Source organism: Chromohalobacter sp. (assembly GCF_039830575.1).
Taxonomy (GTDB): Bacteria; Pseudomonadota; Gammaproteobacteria; order Pseudomonadales; family Halomonadaceae; genus Chromohalobacter; species Chromohalobacter israelensis.
Genome location: NZ_JBDOOX010000012.1, coordinates 353,466 through 371,581, shown reverse-complemented (window position 1 = coordinate 371,581; position 18,116 = coordinate 353,466). Strand labels below are relative to the sequence as shown.

The 18,116-nt window shown below is 61.2% G+C and carries 14 protein-coding genes and 1 pseudogene; 10 read left to right on the top strand and 5 right to left on the bottom strand.

All coding sequences use genetic code 11. The annotated features are described in order from the left end of the window. Positions 1-78: 78 nt before the first annotated feature. The 8 genes from ABGX75_RS11595 (at position 79) to ABGX75_RS11560 (ending at position 9,225) form a co-directional block, all read left to right on the top strand. Positions 79-2,646, top strand: coding sequence for an EAL domain-containing protein (locus ABGX75_RS11595; protein ID WP_347411391.1), 2,568 nt, complete (start codon positions 79-81; stop codon positions 2,644-2,646). Continuing rightward, on the top strand, positions 2,643-3,452 hold the full coding sequence (locus tag ABGX75_RS11590) for an alpha/beta hydrolase (protein WP_347411390.1): 810 nt from the start codon (positions 2,643-2,645) through the stop codon (positions 3,450-3,452). The genes ABGX75_RS11595 and ABGX75_RS11590 overlap by 4 nt, the downstream gene beginning before the upstream one ends. 5 nt (positions 3,453-3,457) lie before the next feature. Continuing rightward, positions 3,458-4,465 (top strand): sensor domain-containing diguanylate cyclase, encoded by a 1,008-nt coding sequence (locus tag ABGX75_RS11585; protein WP_347411389.1) that lies wholly within the window; start codon positions 3,458-3,460, stop codon positions 4,463-4,465. Positions 4,466-5,105: 640 nt separating this feature from the next. Then, positions 5,106-6,836, top strand: coding sequence for an HD domain-containing phosphohydrolase (locus ABGX75_RS11580; RefSeq protein ID WP_347411388.1), 1,731 nt, complete (start codon positions 5,106-5,108; stop codon positions 6,834-6,836). 246 nt (positions 6,837-7,082) lie between these two features. Continuing rightward, positions 7,083-7,436 (top strand): hypothetical protein, encoded by a 354-nt coding sequence (locus tag ABGX75_RS11575; RefSeq protein WP_156961487.1) that lies wholly within the window; start codon positions 7,083-7,085, stop codon positions 7,434-7,436. A 153-nt stretch (positions 7,437-7,589) separates the two neighbouring features. Beyond that, positions 7,590-8,102 (top strand): hypothetical protein, encoded by a 513-nt coding sequence (locus ABGX75_RS11570; protein ID WP_347411387.1) that lies wholly within the window; start codon positions 7,590-7,592, stop codon positions 8,100-8,102. A 189-nt stretch (positions 8,103-8,291) separates the two neighbouring features. Further along, positions 8,292-8,771 carry a hypothetical protein gene (locus ABGX75_RS11565; RefSeq protein ID WP_347411386.1) on the top strand — a complete coding sequence of 160 codons (480 nt, stop codon included), beginning with the start codon at positions 8,292-8,294 and terminating at the stop codon, positions 8,769-8,771. 79 nt (positions 8,772-8,850) lie between these two features. Continuing rightward, a complete protein-coding gene (locus ABGX75_RS11560) occupies positions 8,851-9,225 on the top strand; it encodes a flagellar protein FlaG (protein WP_035409852.1) in 375 nt (124 codons plus the stop codon). A 22-nt stretch (positions 9,226-9,247) separates the two neighbouring features. Here the strand turns inward: ABGX75_RS11560 and ABGX75_RS11555 are convergent. Then, positions 9,248-9,400: pseudogene (locus ABGX75_RS11555) on the bottom strand (methyl-accepting chemotaxis protein); the annotation flags it as partial. Positions 9,401-9,769: 369 nt separating this feature from the next. Here ABGX75_RS11555 and sulP point away from each other — a divergent pair. Then, a complete protein-coding gene (gene sulP / locus ABGX75_RS11550; RefSeq protein ID WP_224113298.1) occupies positions 9,770-11,521 on the top strand; it encodes a sulfate permease in 1,752 nt (583 codons plus the stop codon). Positions 11,522-11,539: 18 nt separating this feature from the next. Here sulP and lhgO read toward each other — a convergent pair whose 3' ends face one another. Beyond that, positions 11,540-12,736, bottom strand: a complete 1,197-nt coding sequence (lhgO, locus tag ABGX75_RS11545) for an L-2-hydroxyglutarate oxidase (RefSeq protein ID WP_347411385.1) — start codon at positions 12,734-12,736, stop codon at positions 11,540-11,542. Positions 12,737-12,833: 97 nt separating this feature from the next. Next, positions 12,834-13,799, bottom strand: a complete 966-nt coding sequence (gene glaH / locus ABGX75_RS11540) for a glutarate dioxygenase GlaH (RefSeq protein WP_347411384.1) — start codon at positions 13,797-13,799, stop codon at positions 12,834-12,836. Between the two features lie 199 nt (positions 13,800-13,998). On the opposite strand from glaH, the gene csiR reads away from it, so the two are divergent. Then, the gene (gene csiR, locus ABGX75_RS11535; RefSeq protein ID WP_347411383.1) at positions 13,999-14,679 is read left to right on the top strand and encodes a DNA-binding transcriptional regulator CsiR; all 681 of its coding nucleotides are present in this window, start codon (positions 13,999-14,001) and stop codon (positions 14,677-14,679) included. Here the strand turns inward: csiR and cydC are convergent. After that, entirely contained in the window at positions 14,663-16,402 is a 1,740-nt protein-coding gene (cydC, locus tag ABGX75_RS11530) for a thiol reductant ABC exporter subunit CydC (RefSeq protein WP_347411382.1), read from the bottom strand. The genes csiR and cydC overlap by 17 nt on opposite strands. Further along, on the bottom strand, positions 16,399-18,114 hold the full coding sequence (gene cydD / locus ABGX75_RS11525; protein WP_347411381.1) for a thiol reductant ABC exporter subunit CydD: 1,716 nt from the start codon (positions 18,112-18,114) through the stop codon (positions 16,399-16,401). The genes cydC and cydD overlap by 4 nt, the downstream gene beginning before the upstream one ends. Between the last annotated feature and the right edge of the window lie 2 nt (positions 18,115-18,116).

Here is an 18,116-nt window from a genome sequence, read left to right as displayed (position 1 = left end):
CAGACAGTTACTTCACCATGAAGTGACAAGAAAGCGGCAAGGCAAGCCGCTTACTCCCTCATGGTCGGAGGTCAGGGCTTGCTTAATGAATTGAAACTGATGGAAGCGCAGCAGGAGATCCACGAGCGGATCGCTAAAAAAGCGCCGCTCGGCGAGACACTGGATGCCATCGCCCACTGGATCGAGATCCTGTTGCCGGAGGCCATCGTGGCTTTCATGCATTTCGATCCTCAGCAGCAGACGCTGAGCCTCAGCCCGAGCCAGCGTTTTTCCGCGTCCTACCAGGCGCGCCTCCAACAGGTACCGATCGGTCCCGATTCAGCTTCCTTCGGCCATGCGGCCTTCTGCCGAGAACCGGTGGTCACGGAGGATATTCGCACTGATCCTCGCTGGATCGCGTTCCGTGACGCCGCTGAGCACGAAGGGCTGCGTGCGTGCTGTTCGAACCCTGTGGTAACCGCCGCGGGGGAGCTGCTCGGTACCTTCGGTACCTATTTCAGGCAGCCGTTCCATCCTTGCGATACGAGCCGGCGACGTCTGAAACAAGCGGCTGCGCTGGTGGCACTGGCCATCATCCGAGATCGCGACGCTTCTAAACACCGCGCCCTGGCAGAGTGGCACCGCTCACTGTTCGTGAACCATCCCGATGGCGTCTACGAATTCGACCTGGAAGGCCGCTTTCAACGTGGCAATGCCGCACTGACTCGCATCACCGGCTACGCGGAAGAGGCCTTGATTGGGCATCACTTCAACGAATTCGTCGAACCAGCCTATCGCGAATTCACCCAGGCGAGTTTCGATATCGCCAGGCAGGGAGGCGTACGTCAGTACGAGACCATGGGAACGCACCAGGATGGACATGCCTACCATCTGGAAATACTGAATTTTCCCGTATCCGTGGATGGCGAGATCGTCGGCGTCTATGGCACCTGTCGCGACATTACCGACAACAAGCGGGCAGAAGCCTCACGACGCCTGTTGGAACGTGGTATCCAGGCGACGCCTAACGGGGTCGTCATGGCCGATGCTACCCAGCCCGACATGCCGCTGGTCTATGCCAACGATGCCTTCTATGCCATGACTGGCTATACGCCCGAGGAAATCCTGGGCCGCAATTGCCGCTTCCTTCAAGGCAATGAGACCGATCCGGGCGCTGTCACCGCCATTCACAGTGCCATCACCGAGCGGCAGGCCGCGAACGTGACGCTGCTCAACTACCGCAAGGATGGTGTTCCATTCTGGAACCGCTTGTCACTCAGCCCCGTATTCGACGACCAAGGCGACTGCACCCACTATATCGGCATCCAGCAGGACATCACTCGACAGCGTGAGCAAGAAGCTCAACTGGCCTACCAGGCGACCCACGACCTGCTGACTCATCTGCCCAACCGCACTGCATTCGACGAACGCCTGGAAGAAGCATTCGGAGTGAAAGGCAAATCGCTGGTGGTCATGCATCTCGACCTGGACGGTTTCAAAACGGTCAATGACGGGCTGGGACACCAGATCGGCAACCAGTTGCTGGTGGCGGTAGCCAAACGATTGCGCCAGACGGCCGGCGAGGCCAACACCGTGGCGCGTCTCACCGGTGACGAATTTGCCTTGTTATTGCCCCGTCTCGATGATTGCCAAGCGGGGGTCGACATGGCCGAGCGAGTGCTGGATGCCCTGTCGACGCCTTTTCAGATTGAAGACAAGCCCGTTCACATCAGTGCCAGTATCGGTATCGCCTGCAATTGCGAACCCGTGGAGTGTCCCCACGAACTGATGCAGCAGGCCGACCTGGCCATGGCCGATGCCAAGCAGCAGGGCCGCAATACGTGGCACAGGTACCAGGGCAACAAGCAACGAGTCACCGAAGCCTCTGTGCTGTTGCGCCACGACCTGCACACGGCACTACGCGATGATCAGTTCGAGCTCTACTACCAACCCATCGTGGAGGCAGCAAGTGGACGCATCCGTGGGCTCGAGGCCCTGATCCGCTGGCATCATCCCGAGAGAGGCATGATTTCGCCAGGCGTGTTCATTCCGCTGGCAGAACAGACAGGCCAGATCATTCCACTGGGGCGCTGGATATTGTGTCGTGCCTGCCGGGATGCTGCGGCCATGCAGATCAAGTGGGGCCGAGCATTGCCATTGGCCGTCAACATTTCATCAGTACAGTTCCGTCGAGATGGCTTTTTGGAAGATATCAAGCATGCTCTGAATACCTCGGGGCTGCCACCTGAATGCTTGGAGCTGGAAGTCACCGAGAGCGTGTTACTGGAAGGTGCCGAGCAAGCTATCGAGCTAATTGACCGGCTCAAGGCAATGGGTATCAAGGTGGCGCTCGATGATTTCGGCACGGGCTTTTCTAGCCTGAGTTACCTGCGCGACCTGCCGATACATAAAGTGAAACTGGACCGCGCTTTCATCAAGAACATCACTACCAACCCACACGACGCTGCCATCGTACAAGGGATCATCACTATGGCTCACCACTTGGACTTGCTAGTGGTTGCCGAGGGTATCGAAGAAAGTGCTCAGCAACAGGACCTGGCTAAACGTAACTGCGATCTGCTGCAAGGGTTTTTCTTCGCTCGCCCTATGCCGAGAAAGGCGGTCATGAGCCTGCCTGGTTACTTACCCGTGAAGAGGGAATCATGACCCCGATAAGTCATCGTCTCAATGTCACTGAACTGGGTCAAGGCGATCCCCCTCTGCTATTGATACATGGCTTTGGGTGTGATCAAAGCGCCTGGCGACGCCTCATCCCCTTCCTTAAGCCGGACCACCGACTGATCCTCGTCGACCTCGTCGGCTTCGGCCGATCCGCGATTGAAGTCTATGATAGCCAGCGTCATGCCACGCCGTCCGGCCATGCTGAAGATATCGTAGCTTTATGCGACGAGTTGGGGTTACAAGGAGTGGTAATGCTGGGCCACTCCATCGGGGGCACCATCGGTATGCTCGCGTCTATTCAGCGTCCCATGGCCTTTCGCCAACTGATCATGGTCTGTAGCTCAGCACGTTACTTGGACGATCCACCCGACTACCGAGGCGGTTACAATCGTGATCAACTCGATGGGCTGATGCAATTGATGGAACAAAACTATCTCGACTGGGCGAGCACTATCTCTCGAGTGGCGCTTGGGGAAGCGGCGACCACGCCCCACCAGGAAAGCCTGCAGCAAGGGTTTCTCGAGATATCGCCCGAAGTATTGCGACCATTGGCCAGGAATATTTTTCTGGGAGATAGCCGACCTTTCCTGCCTTGCGTCACGGTGCCCAGCTTAATCGTACAGACAGCTCGAGACGCTATGGTTCCCCTTGAAGCCGCTCAGTATCTCAGCCAACATCTTGTGGCAAGCGAGTTGCTGGTACTGGATACAGACGGTCATTACCCTCAGCTGACGGCGCCCGGCGTACTGGCCAAAAGCCTTAGAGGGCGAATTAAAGCGGAAGAGAGGTGAAGCCGATGGCAGGTAAGTCACATGATCTCGCGCGCTGGTGGCAGCTCATGCCGTCTGGTCAGGTTGTCGTCGACGAACGCGGCCTCATTTTGCAGGTCAACCGAACGCTCAGTGAGTGGATGCATCGTCCAATACAGAAATTGATAGGGCTTCCGGCCAGTGAGCTATTTACTATTGAGTCACGCATCCTTTACCGGGGCATTCTCATGTATCGAGTGGCCGATATCGGGGTGGCCCATGAGGTGCACCTCAGTCTTTGCCTGGGTGATGAAGACTCCCTGCCCGTATTATGCAATGCAAGACGATTGGACCAGCAAGGTACCAACATAATACTGCTATCGATGCTGCCTATCGCTCGCAAGGACCGGCTCGAGCGCGACTTGCTGGATACACAGCAGGCAACCCAGCGTGCCCTAGCGGAAAAAAATGCAGTGATTGCCGAGTTGGAGTCGGTTCGTGCCGCACTGGAATTCCAACGGGAAGAACTACAAAACCTGAATATGCGACTGGGGCGCGAGGCCAGAAGTGACCCACTGACCGGTCTGCCCAATCGACGCCATTTCGATCACGCCCTGCGACAGATGTTGGCAGGCGCTCTTACCAGCCATCCCCATGATGCCTTCAGCGTTGCGATACTCGATATCGATCATTTCAAACCCATTAATGATCGCTATGGTCACGCTGCTGGCGACCGTGTCTTGAAGCAGCTTGCCAGACTGCTCTCTTCCAAGATCCGTGGCCGTGACCTGGCCGCTCGCATTGGCGGTGAGGAGTTCGCATTCTTGATGCCCGATACCCCTCTCAATAAGGCAAGCCAAGCTTTGGAGCGCCTGCGCCTGGCTATAGAGGCACATCATTGGCACCCCGTTGCCATCACCGTCAGCCTCGGAGTGACGGCTTTCCAGCACGGCGATACTAGCGAGAGCTTGATGGCACGTGCGGATAACGCCCTTTATACCGCAAAGCGCCATGGGCGCAACCGCATCCAAGAAGAGAGGGAAAATCCTGCATGAAATCATGCATGGCTATTGCGAATGCACGACACACTCTCGCTCTCCAGCCCTTCCAAGCCAGATGTCACCAATCCACCATTATATTAGATTATATTAATTAATATAGAACACATTACATCATGTGCTAAGCTAAGCGGAGCTGGCATGTACCAATAGAACATACGGAAATGGGGCAAACGCCACGCACCGGTTTTGTATTACAAAAGCCTACATATGCTAGCTTTTTCACTCTAATATGATATAACGAAACGACAGGCAGCTGCTGCCGCCATTGGTAGACGGTGCTGCACCGAAGCCTAGCGTCATGATCAGGTAGAAGCCAAAAAACCTTTAACTTCAGAAGCTTAGAAACAACCCATTTTTTGCGATCAAGCTGGGAAGAAAAATCCTAAATTAGAATTAGTTATTAAATAACATGCGCATAAATAAGCTAGGTCAACGCCGTACATCCCAGCGGCACATCCTAGGCTTTGTCTGAAAAGTCGACGAGCGAAGGCCAGACAAGGCAAAAATTGGCGAAAGAGCGGAGTTTACGGGGTGTAAATGAGCATCTTGAGCCGATTTTTAACGCCGTATGGGCAAGCGCAGTACTTTTCAGACATTGCCTAGTAAAATACTCTAAAAACATGGCAGGTGCTCCATGCTGACCAAGGGTAGTTCTGGAAACCATCTCGCTGGCGTGCTCCGATCACTCGTATCGAAAGAGCATACGGTAACTATCTTCTCAAAAAAGACTACACGTCCACTCCAGGCCGACCTTACTAACCTGAATCTGGAGACAGGCGCCTTCGACCTGATAGTCAATTATGAAAAACCCGACATCGACTCCTATTTCTATCAAGGAAATTTATCGTTCGATATCGAGGTTCCACCGGCTTCCGATGAAGAAGCATCGGAAATCTATAATTTCGAAAAGATCAAGGCAAAGCCGCTAAAGAAAGAATCCGGCGTCTACGAAATAAAGTGTCAAATCACGGATGAGCTTTTCGCGCGAGAGTCTCGTGGCGCGGTACGTATCCCTTTCATCCTGGGGATGCGTGCCCAGGCCAATCTGGAAGTCTATACCAACGAGCTGCTCATCAAGGGGCGTGTCCGCAATCTCTCCACGGGGGGCTGCATGGTCGATATCGCGCTGGAAGACAGCCTGCCGCTCTATGTCACACAACGACTGCCTAGCGTCACTATCGAATTTCCGAATGGAGAATACTTCCATTCCCCAGGCTGCATACGTCACATGCGTCCTTTCGGTAACGAAGGGCACGCAGCGGTGGGCATCGAGTTCGTCGATGTGGAACACGACATGAAGAATGCGTTGTATCGCCTGGTCTCCGAATCGGAACGTGAAGCGGCATACCGGGCCGGCATCGAGGGGCGCGGTGTCAGCCAGTCGCCGGTTTTCATTCCCCGCAAGAAGGAGAGCGGTATCCTGAAACACGACGCTCACAAGTCGACCGAGTTTCCCCATGCTCCCCCCATGGTCAAGGGAGTGCGCTCGGTCGCGCGCCAGCTGCAGGCGGTGCTGATCTTCGTCAAGAACTGGAATGCGTTCCCGGAAGAAACGCTCTACGACTGCACCGATTCGCTCATTCACCTGGTCAAGCAGGACCGCAAGGCACTGCTGTACGCGCTTTCCTACTTGCAAGATCAACCGGAGTGGGTACGTCATGCGCTTCAGGTTTCCGCTTACCTGGCGGACATGATGGTGCTGCGTGACCCACACTCTCCTCAGTTGCGCGAAGCCGTGGCCGGCGCCCTGCTGCACACCATGGGGAAGCCGCTACTCATGAGCGAGCAGTTGCCCTCGCTCAAGACCAACATGACGCCTCAGCAGAAGGCGATCCTGCGCGGGCACGTGGAGAAACTGCTCGAGAAGATCCATGCCCTGGGATGGAAGCCCAGCCCGGGGTGTCGAGACATCATTGAGAACGCCAACGAGCTGCTCGACGGCAGCGGCTATCCTGCCGGCAAGACGGCGCGCGAACTGTCCGAGACCGCCAAGACGATCAGTGTGATCAAGGCGATCAATAAATATACCCACGAACGTAACGGGGTATCGCCCCGTACGCCGCTGGATGCCTACCGTTGGGTACATGAGCATGAGCACTTGTACGACCGCACGATCATCATCGATTACATTCAACAGTATGGATTGTACCCGATCGGCAGCCTGGCCAAGTTTTCGCGGGGCTTCCTCGCCTGGATCAAGGATATCGATAACAAGGGGATGCCGATCCAGGTGCATGTCGTGAAGAACCTGTCATTCATTGACGCCAGTATCGATACGGTACTCACTTCGACCGACTTCTCTCAGATCGGCCGACTGGAGGGTGTTGTCAACCCCAACGACTATAACGTCAGCCATAAGACCTGAGGCGACAACGCCAATGAATCATGGGCACTAAAGTTCTTTCATTCCTGGTCGATAGTGTTTGAGTCAGCAGCCACGCCATCATACGGGCATCAACGCATGGTGTACCGCACAAGCACACGATGACGCGGCTGCCGTCAACTCGCTGTGAACGACGCTTGCCATTGGCAAGGCTTGGGTCAGCTTCGCTGGCCCTGTTTTTCTCACACTATTTACACGCATGAGCGTTCAAGCTTTATAGGTTCCACCATGTCGTCTCCCCGTACCCAAATTTCTGCCAGAGAGTTGACCGAGGAAATCGTGCCCCGCCTGGATCTGATCGAGAAGTTGATCAGCACGACACTGACCTCGCTGATCGAGACCACGGACTCGGCGGAAGAACGCGAGCGCCGAGAGGACCAGAAGCGCCGCTTCGAATTGATGCTTCTCTCCATTCGCATGAACGTCGCCAGCGTGACCCGCCGCCATGCCTCGGTGATTCGCGCCATCCAGAACGGCGACCGTACCGACTCTTCAATACTGCAACTGGACGAAAACGAGGCCATCGCGATGGATAACGCGAAAACCTTGTATGAACAGGTGAAGGCGCACACACGCACTTGATATTCTTGTAGTCATTGGTAGCAGCGCCCGACGCCTTGTTTTTTGGCATACTACGCTAAAAGATATTTCAACTTCTTTTACCATGGCGGCTTGAAGCGTATGCGATCGTTACTGCGTAGTCAGTTATTTCTCGTGTTGCTATGGATCATGGTCATGGCAACCCTCCCCTACACGACGTACAAGCTCTTGATGCTTCAGGGGGAGGCACCGGCGTTGCTGGCAGAACATGTCACGGCTCTGGTCATCGGCAACATCGTCATGACGGCCATTCTGATCCTCATGATGCTACTGGTAACCGCCGCACACTGGCAGCTTCGTCAACGCAGCGTATCGCGAGCACGCAGTGAGCGGCCGCCCCCCGACCGTCCGGCCCCTTCACGGCCCAAACCATCATCGCGCACCTCGCGGCCATCCGAAGCCGCCCCGACCAGTACCGGCCTTCAACTGGTCGAAGTGGGTGCGGAGAGTCCGTTGCAAAGCCGTTTACCCATGGGCGCCATCGTCGTCTCGGTCAACGGCACATCCGCCACATCGCTGGAAACGGCGGAGTCGGTACTCAAGCCAGGCGTCAATGAAATCGACTGGCTGGACGATGCCGGCAAGCGCAACATGGCTTACGTCATGGTGCGCGACGGCAAGCTTCGCGCGGAGTTCCGCCCGGTCTGACGGAGCGCGATGAGAGACGTCAAGGGCTCACATGCATTCTTTTGCATGCGACGCTAAAGATGATCCCGCGACGGCCGATAATCAAGAAGCCACAGGGAAATCGAATCAGCAGGGAATGCGTTTGAACGTGGATATAACAAGCGTGGCGCCGACACGCCACCAAGAGAAACCACCAACGCGGGGCCCCCGATGACGCATATCGGTACCTTCATCACCGAGTCCGAGACCAGCGTGAAAGAAAAGCTCTCCCATGCTCTCGGGACACTTCTCGAACGAGACTCGTACCTGCTCACCGCTTCGGCGACGGAACGCTCACTCTCCTTCCGGCTGGCAATGTATCTGCAGCAGGCGTTTCCAGACTGGGACGTGGACATCGAGTACAACCGCTGGTCCGGCCCCTGCAAGCGCACCCGCCATATGACGACCGTCAGCCACACCGCTGACACCGACGCGCGCACCGCCTACCCCGACATCATCATTCATCACCGCGGCACGCACGAAAACCTGGCGGCCATCGAAGTGCAAAAGAGCACCAACAGTTTCGGCAAGCATCAGGACATCAAGAAGATTCAGTCTTACAAACGGGACAGCGGCTTCCATCACGCCATCTTCGTCGATATCGGCGTGGGTGACGATGCTGGTCGTACGCAGGTCGAACTGATGCCGTGAAATACGACATCGAACGCGTCGCCCGCTGTGCCATGACAAAAAACCCAAAAAGCACCATCACGACACGGGGGAACACAGCATGTCGTCGAACATACCCGAGTTTCCAACCAACAGCGGTCCGTCCACCGCACATATCACGCCCAATCCGTTGAGCGGCCGCCAACGCCTGGACATGGCCTTGGCCCACCTGCGCCCCGAGTCGGCGACACAGGTCGCATCGCCCTCTTCGTCGCTCACCATGAGTGAACTCGCCGCCCCTATCCAGCGCGTCAATGAAGTGATGAGTGCCTACAATATCCAGTTCGAATTATCGGAATATGAGGGGCGCATCGTGACGCGTATCGTCGATCGCGAGAGCCAGGAACTGATTCGCCAGATTCCCAGCGAAGAAGTGCTGCGTATCGCCGAAGCCCTGGAGCAACGCCAGGGCCGCTTGATCGAATGGGAAGTGTGACAGTCGAACGGTCAAGTGGCACTCAGCTCGCCTGCGGCGCATAACCGATGCGAAAGCCGCCCCAGTGCCGACCATTGATGAAGACCGGGACCGAGAGGTCATGCATGACCTCTCCGGTGTCCCGCCTGCAGGTCTGCACGAGTCGCGCCTGCGTGTGCGCGCCGCAACGGCTGCCGATGCGGGTGCCGGACCACCGCTTGCTGCGCTGTGCCAGCGACCGCACTTTCTCGGCGACCACGCCACGCCGCCACCAGGCCCTCGCTCTGCCAGCCAAACGCCAACCGCTGCTCCCACGAATGCCGCAGGACTGTATCGGCCAGGCGACAACCACGTTGCCGGCACTTGGAGTCATTCGCCCACGAAACGCAGGCGCCACATCGGCCCCCATTCGCTTGCACACGGGGCGCGCACGTCTCACCATTAGCGGCCTTTGGAAAGTTTTCAGCATCGTGACGCTTTCTTGCGCGCTTTTGCGCGCATGGAACTGTTTCGATCACATGGACACCCGTTTACATAAAAGTTCGCTCACATAAACAGGACCCGGATGCTCAAGCGTTACCTGCCCATTCTTGAGTGGCTGCCGCGTTACGATCGTCAGACACTCTCGCAAGACCTGTTCGCCGCCGTCATCGTGACGCTCATGGTCATTCCCCAGGCCCTGGCATATGCCCTGCTCGCGGGACTGCCGGCGGTGACCGGTCTGTATGCCAGCATGCTGCCGCTGGTGGCCTACACCGTCTTCGGCACCAGCCGCACCCTGGCGGTCGGGCCGATGGCGATCGTCTCGCTGATGACCGCCGCGGCACTGTCCGGCATCGTCGCCACGGGAACCGTGGCCTACAGCGAGGCCGCAGCAACGCTGGCGTTTCTGTCCGGCGTCATGCTGATGCTGATGGGCATCTTTCGGTTGGGATTCTTCGCCAACTTCCTGAGCCATCCGGTGATCTCCGGCTTGCTAAGCGCATCGGGCGTGCTGATCGCCACCAGCCAATTGGGCAATCTGCTGGGCATTTCGATGTCCGGCTTCACGCTGATCGACCAGTTGGCCGGGCTGGCCATGCACTGGCGGGACTTCAGCATGCCCACGGCACTGATCGGCCTGGGATCGCTGGGTTTCTTGATGGTGATGCGGCGCGCGGGACCGGTACTCAAGAGCTGGGGCCTCTCGGCCACGCTCAGCGGCTTCATCGCCAAGGCCGGGCCGATCATCGCCGTCATCGTCTCTACCCTGCTGGTATGGGCGTTCGATCTGGAAGCGCTTGGCGTGGCCGTGATCGGCGAGATTCCCCGCCACCTGCCACCGATCGCACTGCCCTCGCTGGATCCGAGCCTGCTGAGCACCCTCTGGATGCCGGCGCTCCTGATCAGCCTGGTGGGCTTCATCGAATCGGTTTCGCTGGCGCAGATGCTCGCCGCCAAGCGCCGACAGCGCATCTCGCCGGACCAGGAACTATTCGCGCTGGGCGGCAGCAACCTCGCCGCCGCGTTGAGCAGCAGCATGCCGGTGACAGGCAGCCTGTCGCGCACGGTGATCAACTTCGATGCCGGCGCGCGTACGCCGGCGGCAGGCAGTTTCGCCGCGCTGGGCGTGGCGCTGGTGACGCTCTATCTCACGCCGCTGATCCACTTCCTGCCCATCGCCACGCTGGCCGCCAGCATCATCGTCTCGACCTTCACGCTGCTCGACGCGCGGGGCCTGAAGCGCACCTGGCGCTACTCGAAGCGTGATTTCGCCGCCATGCTGGCCACTATCGTGCTGACGTTCGTGGTCGGCGTCGAGGCGGGCGTCATGGCCGGGGTCGGCTTGTCGCTGGCACTGTTTCTGTACCGCACCAGCCGGCCGCACAGCGCGCTGGTGGGCCGCGTGCCCGGCACCGAGCACTTCCGCAACGTGGAACGCTACGCCACCGAGAACGACCCGCACGTGGCCTTGCTGCGGGTCGACGAAAGCCTGTACTTCGCCAATGCGCGTTATCTGGAAGATACCGTCTATGCCATGGTCGCCGAGCGTCCCGCGCTCAAGCACGTGGTCTTGATCGGCTCGGCGGTGAACCTGATCGACGCCTCGGCGCTGGAAAGCCTCGAAGCCATCAATGCTCGCCTGGAGGACTCCCGAGTCAAGCTCCACCTGGCCGAGGTGAAGGGGCCGGTCATGGACCAGCTCAAGCAGAGCGACTTCCTCGAGCATCTCACCGGCGAGGTGTTTCTCAGCACCTACCACGCCTGGGAAGCCCTGCGCGAGGAAGACACCGTAGTGACGCCGCTGGATGGCGATGACGCCTCCCGCCAGGATTAGCGTCGGATCCAGGCGAGGCTAGGCCTCGACCTGGGCCCTCACCTGCTCGACGATATGCGCGCCGATGGGAATCGCCGAGGTGGCGGCGGGCGACGGCGCGTTGCACACATTGACGCTGCGCCTTGTGTTCACGAACAGGAAGTCGTCGATCATCTTGCCGTCCCTGCCGACCGCTTGGGCGCGTACGCCGGCCGGATACGGGCGCAGATCGTCGCGCGTCAAGCCGGGGCAATACTTGCGGACCTCCTCGAGATAGCCGCCCTTCGACAGCGAATTCTTCATCTCGCGCAGGCCCGGCTTGAGATTGGCGCGCAGCACCCGGCGAATGCCGGGGTCGCGCGCCATCGACGCGATGTCGCCCAGCGAGATATCGCGCTTGCGATAGCCTTCGCGCTTGAGCGCCAGCACCGCGTTCGGCCCCACGGTAACGGTGCCGTCGATCATCCGCGTGAGATGCACGCCGAGAAACGGCATCGCGGGGTCGGGAATCGGGTAGATCAGATGATTGACGATTCGATCGTGCTCGGGCGGTAACAGGTAATACTCGCCCCGGAACGGGCAGATGCTGAACTCGGGCGTCACGCCCAGCATGCGCACCACGCGGTCGGCCATCAGCCCCGAGCACGACACCAGATGACGCGTGGTGAAAGTCCCCTGTCCCGTGGTGACCACGACCTCCCGGTCACGCTCCTCCAGGGCCGTGACCGGCGCCTGATAACGTATTTCGCCGCCGGCATTCTGGAACACCTCGGCCATCGTCGCCGTTATCTGGCGATAGTCGACGATACCGCTGGCCGGCACGAAGATGCCCCCCTGCCCGGTGATGTTGGGCTCGCGCTCGCGGAGTTGATCGGCGTCGAGCCATTCGCGTTCCAGGCCGTTGGCCGCGGTGCGCTCCCACAGCGCCCGCATGCGCTGCATTTCCACCTCGTTGGTGGCGACCAGCAGTTTGCCGCAGCTCTCATAGGCAATGCCGTGGGTGTCGCAGAACGCCTTGGTGGCACGATTGCCTTCCAGGCAAAAGCGCGCCTTGAGGCTGCCCGGCGTGTAATAGACGCCGGCATGGATCACCCCGCTGTTGTGGCCGGTCTGATGGCAGGCCGGCCCGTCCTCTTTCTCGACGAGCAGGATGCGCTTGTCGGGATAGGCCTCGATGAGCTGCATGGCGGTGGACATCCCCAGGATGCCGCCACCGATGATGATGAAATCGTACACCGCATTCTCGCTTCTATAATCTCGCTTCGGGGTTCGACGCCTGACAGCCTGGGCAACGCCCGCGCCTCGTTCAAGGCACACGCTGCGCCCGCCCCCCTCAGGTGTGTCTGGGGTTGGCCAGCGTCTGCCGGTGCGTGAAGTAGCCGCGCTGGCGCATCAGTTCGCGGCGCAATTCCGGGTGCGGCGTGAAGCGGTCGCGGCCGTGCAGCCAGAAGTGATTGTTGATGAGCAGGAAGCTGCCCACCGGCACCGGCACGGAAAGCCGCGCCTCGCAGCTTTCCAGCGACTCGGACAGTTCGCACAGCCAGTTGCCCTCCTCGAAGTCGCGCGGCTGCACGAACTGATCGATGTAGGACATCACCGGACGCCCCTCGGCATCGACCCCGAACACGGAATGATAGACATCGTGGCTGACGTTCTTGCTGGGCGGTGCCGCCCAGCGCATGTCACGACGCGCCAGGGGATGCGTGTAGAAGCGCTCGAGATCCCCCCAGTCGTCGAGGTGAAGCAGCAGAGAATCGCCGCCCTCCATGTGCTGCTCGTCGATCTTCATCATCAGCACGTAGTCGGTGTCCTGCTCGACGAAGGTGCCGTCGTTGTGCAACTCCATCACCCGATGCGGCTGGCGCAGATAGCTGTCGGAGGTATCGACGTTCTTGACCACGAAGCGCGCGTAATACTGCCCGCTCATGGCGTCGAAGTTGGAGCGGCCCATGCAATGCGCGACGGCCGTGGCGAACTTGACCATGTCATCGGCCTGCGCGACGTCGTCGAGGCCTTGCGGGTTGACCACGATCCCGCCCGTGCCACGGTCGGTCATCGTTTCGACAAGTAGCGGCTGCAGGGTGTTGGCGCACAGGTCGTCGAGGATCTTGGCAACGCGGAATCGCAGCATCGACTTGTATTCCAGTGCCTGGACCGGCCACTCGGCGGTCGCCTCCCGAAACGCCGCGACGGTCGCCTCATCGAAGGTCAATGCCAGCAGCCGTGATGACTGCGGCGAAGCCTCGAGCGTGAAGCCCCGGGGTGAGATATCGGTATAAAAATGCGACAGCGCGTTCATGACAACCTCCAGCGTAGTCCCGTTGGCCTGGCCCGCCCTGCGGATGCAGCGAGTCAGCATGAATAAAGCTTACGCTGAAAATATCTACATTTTCATGAAACGTCAAAATTAAGCCGAAGCCTCGCACGTCATCCCACAACGTCTCCCCGGTCGTGGCCTTGTCCGGTATCATGCGAGAGCATTTTCAGGGAATCGCGTCATGACCAGCGCCAGTCCGCGCCCCAATCTCGCCATCGCTGCCTACCGACAACTCAAGCGCGATATCATTCGCGGCGTCTACGCGCCCGGCGAAAAACTCCGCATGAGCCATCTCAAGGAACGCTACGCGCTTGGCGTTGGCCCGATGCGCGAGGCGTTGTCGCAACTGGTCGGGGAGCGCCTGGTCACGTCGGTCAGCCAGCGGGGCTATCGCGTCGCCGAGATGTCGATCGAAGAGCTCGAGTCACTCTACGATGCCCGTGCGGAACTGGAGGGACTGGTGCTGGAACTGGCCATCGCGCGCGGCGGCGACGACTGGGAAGCCGGTATCGTCGCCAAGGCGCACGCCCTGGCCAAGGTGGCCGAGGTACACAGTGCCGAGGACATGCTCGATGTGTGGGACACGCGCCACCAGGCGTTTCATAGCGCCATCGCGGCCGGCTGCGACTCGCCGCACCTGTTGCAGGCACGCACCTGGTTATTCGATCAGGCCGAGCGCTATCGTCACCTGTGGCTGTGCCAGACGGTGTTCTCCGCGGAGGCACTGGACGCCAAGCGCCAGGAGCATGCCGCACTCACCGACGCCATTCTCGCCCGCGACACGCCCACCGCCCGCGCGATGATGCGCGAACATCTGATGTCACCGGTGCCGATCATCAAGGAAGTCATGCAGCAGCGGTGAACGACCAGGCACGATCGCAACGCGGCAAGGCATCGCGCCGGTGGGCGAACATCAACACGCTGCGCCCGTCGAGCCAGGTGTCCAGGCGCTCGGCGACGATGCCGGCGGTCGCCTCGTCGAGTCCCGCCAGGGGTTCGTCGAGCAACACCAGCGGCGCATCACGCAGGATTACCCGCGCCAGGGCCACGCGCCGCGCCTGTCCACCGGACAGCTGACGCCCGGCCTCGCCCACCCAGGTCTCGAGCCCCTGGGGCAGCTCACGCGCCCAGCCATCCAGGTCGACGATCCACAGTGCCTGCCACAGGGCCCGTTCGATCGCTTCTTCTTCCAGGCCGTGGTCGACCGGCAACCCCAGACGCAGGTTGTCGGCCAGCGACGCATGAAACAGCTCGGTATGTTGCGTCAGGTAGCCAAGCCGGGCCCGCAGCGCCACCGGCGCGAGGTCGCGCACATCTCGCCCGGCCACACGCACATGGCCGTCGCTGGGGTCGAAGGCGCGGGCGACGAGCTGTGCCAGGCTCGACTTGCCACTGCCCGAGGGGCCCAGCACGGCCAGCCGCTCCCCGGCGGCCAGCCGCAGGTCGAGATGCGCAAGCGCCGGCGTGCTCTCCATGCCCGGGTAGCGCAACGACACGTTGTCGAAGACCACTTCCGGCGCCTCGCCAGGCGCCAGAGGCCAGGCATGGATGCCCTCCTCCGCGGACGACAACGCGGCCTGGTCGTTGAGGCGCGCCGCCGCCTGACGTGTCGCGCCCAGTTGCACGAAGGCCGCCGGCAGCATGGCGAGGCCTTCGTTCAAGGCCAGGACCGCCAGCGGCAGCATGCTGGCCACCGGCGCCGACAGCTCGCCAGCGGTAAAGGCAAGCAGCGCCAGGCACAGAATGCCCACCCCCGCCCCCTGCACACCGAGCGTGACCAGCGCGCTGCCGAGGGCCGCACGCCGTCCCAGCCGACGCTGATCGTCCAGCAGGCGGTGCTGGGTGGTCTCCAGCGTCCCGCGATGCGCGCCCAGCGCCGCGAAGGCCCGCAACTCGGCCAGCCCCTGAAGATGTTCCAGGGCACGCACGCGCAAGCGCTCGAGCGTCTCGATGCGCCGCGCGCTGGGTCGACGGCCCGCCAAGGCCATGCCCAGCGTGATCACGCCCCATAGCGGCAACAACACGGCAAGCAGCACGATCCCGAGCCGAGGCAACGCCAGCGCCAGCACGCCCGCCACGCCAAGAATCGCCAGCAGCCCCACCAGCGGCGGCGCCAATAGGCGCAGGTAGAGATTGTCGAGGGCGTCGATGTCGGCCGTCAGGCGGTTGAGCCATTCCCCGGCACGGTAGCGCGCCAGTTCACGCCCGGGGAGACGCGCCAGCCCGGCGAAGGTCCGCCCGCGAATGTCGGCGAGCAGACGCAGCACGGTATCGTGATTGTAGAGACGCTCGGCGTAGCGCGCGGCGGTACGCCCCACGGCGAACAGGCGGATCCCGCTGCCGGGCGTGAAGACATCCAGCGTCGCCGCCGCCCCGGCCGCCAGCGCCATGCCGGTCAATGCCGTCGCGGTGATGAACCAGCCGGAAAGCGTCAACAGGCCGATCGCGAACGCCATGGTCAGCAGCATCAGCAACGCGCCGATCGCCAGACGCGCGCGACGCTGCGCCATCACGCGCAGCCAGGGGCCGAGCGCCTTGAGACCGGGCCCTGTACTGCGTGACGTCGTCATGCGCGGTTCCATCATGATGACACCTCCGGCGAAGCGTGGGTGGCACGGGGCGTCAAGCGCCCCCCATCGAGCGCGAGCACTCGGTCGGCCATGCGCATCACGGCGGGATGGTGCGTGGCGATCACCAGCGTACGCCCTTGCGCCGCGAGCGACGCCAAGCCCTCGATCACCAGGCGCTCGCTGTCGGGATCGAGGCTGGCCGTGGGCTCGTCGAGCAGCACCAGCGGGGCATCGCTGAGAAACACCCGAGCCAGTGCCAGGCGGCTGGCCTGCCCGCCCGACAGCCCCAATCCGCGCTCACCGAGCGGCGTGTCGAGTCCCTGAGGCAAGGTGGCCAGCAGCGTGTCGAGCCGGGCCGCCGCCAGCGACTCGTGCAACTGCGCGTCGCTGGCCTCGGGCGCGACCAGTCGCAGATTGTCGGCCAGCGTGCCCTGCATCAGAAACGGCCGCTGATCGAGCCAGGCGAGCCGCGCGGGCTCGCGCAGGGCGACGCGACCGGTCTCGGCGTCGACGAAGCCGGCCAGTACCTGCAACAGCGTCGACTTGCCGGCCCCCGAAGGCCCCACCAGAGCAATCACGTCGCCATCGGCAATGGTCATGTCCAATGGCCCCAGCACACGGCCCCGTCCGGGATGCGACACGACCACGTCGCTCAGCCGAGCACGGGGCGAGGCGTCTCCCGTCAGGGTCTCGACGGCGCCGCGCGGCGGCGTCTGGGCAAGCAGGTCGCGCAGCCCTTCGGCAGCTCCCAAGGCACTGGCACGGTCATGATAGTGCTGCGCCAGCAGGCGCAGCGGCTGGAAGAAGTCAGGCGCCATGAACAGCAGGAACAGGCCGCTGAACAGCGTCAGCTGCTCGGCCGGACCGAACTGGATGTAGCCCAGCAGGCCGAAGCCGATGTAGATCGCGATCACGGCGATGGACACCGAGGCGAAGAACTCCAGCACCGCCGAGGACAAGAACGCCACGCGCAGCGTTTTCATGCTCCGCCGCCGGTAATCGTCGGCCACCGCGACGACCTCCTCGGTGGCCTGCTGTGTGCGGCCGAACAATTGCAGGGTGGTGAGTCCGCGCACCCGATCGAGAAAGTGCCCCGCCAGACGTGTCATGGCCTGGAACTGCTGCTCGTTGAGGCGCTGCGCCCCCATCCCCACCAGTGCCATGAACAGCGGAATTAATGGTGCCGCGATCAGGAAGAACAAGGCCGCCAGCCAGTCCAGCGAGAACGCCACGCCGAGAAAGATCAGTGGCAACACCACCGCCAGCGTGGCCTGGGGAACGTAACGCGCGATATAGCCTTCCAGCGCTTCGACCTGGTCGACCAGTTGGCCGGCGCTGCTCGCGCTATGCCGCTCGGCCAGGCGGACCGGCCCCAGGGCGGCGAGATGATCGAGCAGTTGCCCCCGAACGCGCGCCTTGGCCCGCAGTCCGGCCTCCAGACCGCAGGCCTCCTGCGCCCACTGCGCCAGCGCGCGCAGGAGCACCGTACCGCCGAGTCCCGCCGCGTATGGCCAGAGCGAGGCCAGTGTCGCATCGCGCGCCACCACAGCGCTGATCAGCCATGCCATCAGGCCGAGCTGGACCAGCGTCAGGACACCCACGGCGAGCCCCGCGGCCACGGCGAGCGTCAGCCAGCCACGCACGTCGCGCGCTTGCTCGGCCAGCCACCGGCGCGATGCCCGCGCCGGGGAAGCCGATGAAGAAGACGTTGAACGAGAAGCTGACATGA

What these genes read in the sequence shown, in the direction of transcription:
- ABGX75_RS11590 (WP_347411390.1), top strand. Translation starts at nt 2,643, where the DNA reads ATGACCCCGATAAGTCATCGTCTCAATGTCACTGAACTGGGTCAAGGC.
- ABGX75_RS11585 (WP_347411389.1), top strand. Translation starts at nt 3,458, where the DNA reads ATGGCAGGTAAGTCACATGATCTCGCGCGCTGGTGGCAGCTCATGCCG.
- ABGX75_RS11580 (WP_347411388.1), top strand. Translation starts at nt 5,106, where the DNA reads ATGCTGACCAAGGGTAGTTCTGGAAACCATCTCGCTGGCGTGCTCCGA.
- ABGX75_RS11575 (WP_156961487.1), top strand. Translation starts at nt 7,083, where the DNA reads ATGTCGTCTCCCCGTACCCAAATTTCTGCCAGAGAGTTGACCGAGGAA.
- ABGX75_RS11570 (WP_347411387.1), top strand. Translation starts at nt 7,590, where the DNA reads ATGGCAACCCTCCCCTACACGACGTACAAGCTCTTGATGCTTCAGGGG.
- ABGX75_RS11565 (WP_347411386.1), top strand. Translation starts at nt 8,292, where the DNA reads ATGACGCATATCGGTACCTTCATCACCGAGTCCGAGACCAGCGTGAAA.
- ABGX75_RS11560 (WP_035409852.1), top strand. Translation starts at nt 8,851, where the DNA reads ATGTCGTCGAACATACCCGAGTTTCCAACCAACAGCGGTCCGTCCACC.
- sulP (WP_224113298.1), top strand. Translation starts at nt 9,770, where the DNA reads ATGCTCAAGCGTTACCTGCCCATTCTTGAGTGGCTGCCGCGTTACGAT.
- glaH (WP_347411384.1), bottom strand. Translation starts at nt 13,799, where the DNA reads ATGAACGCGCTGTCGCATTTTTATACCGATATCTCACCCCGGGGCTTC.
- csiR (WP_347411383.1), top strand. Translation starts at nt 13,999, where the DNA reads ATGACCAGCGCCAGTCCGCGCCCCAATCTCGCCATCGCTGCCTACCGA.
- cydC (WP_347411382.1), bottom strand. Translation starts at nt 16,402, where the DNA reads ATGATGGAACCGCGCATGACGACGTCACGCAGTACAGGGCCCGGTCTC.
- cydD (WP_347411381.1), bottom strand. Translation starts at nt 18,114, where the DNA reads ATGTCAGCTTCTCGTTCAACGTCTTCTTCATCGGCTTCCCCGGCGCGG.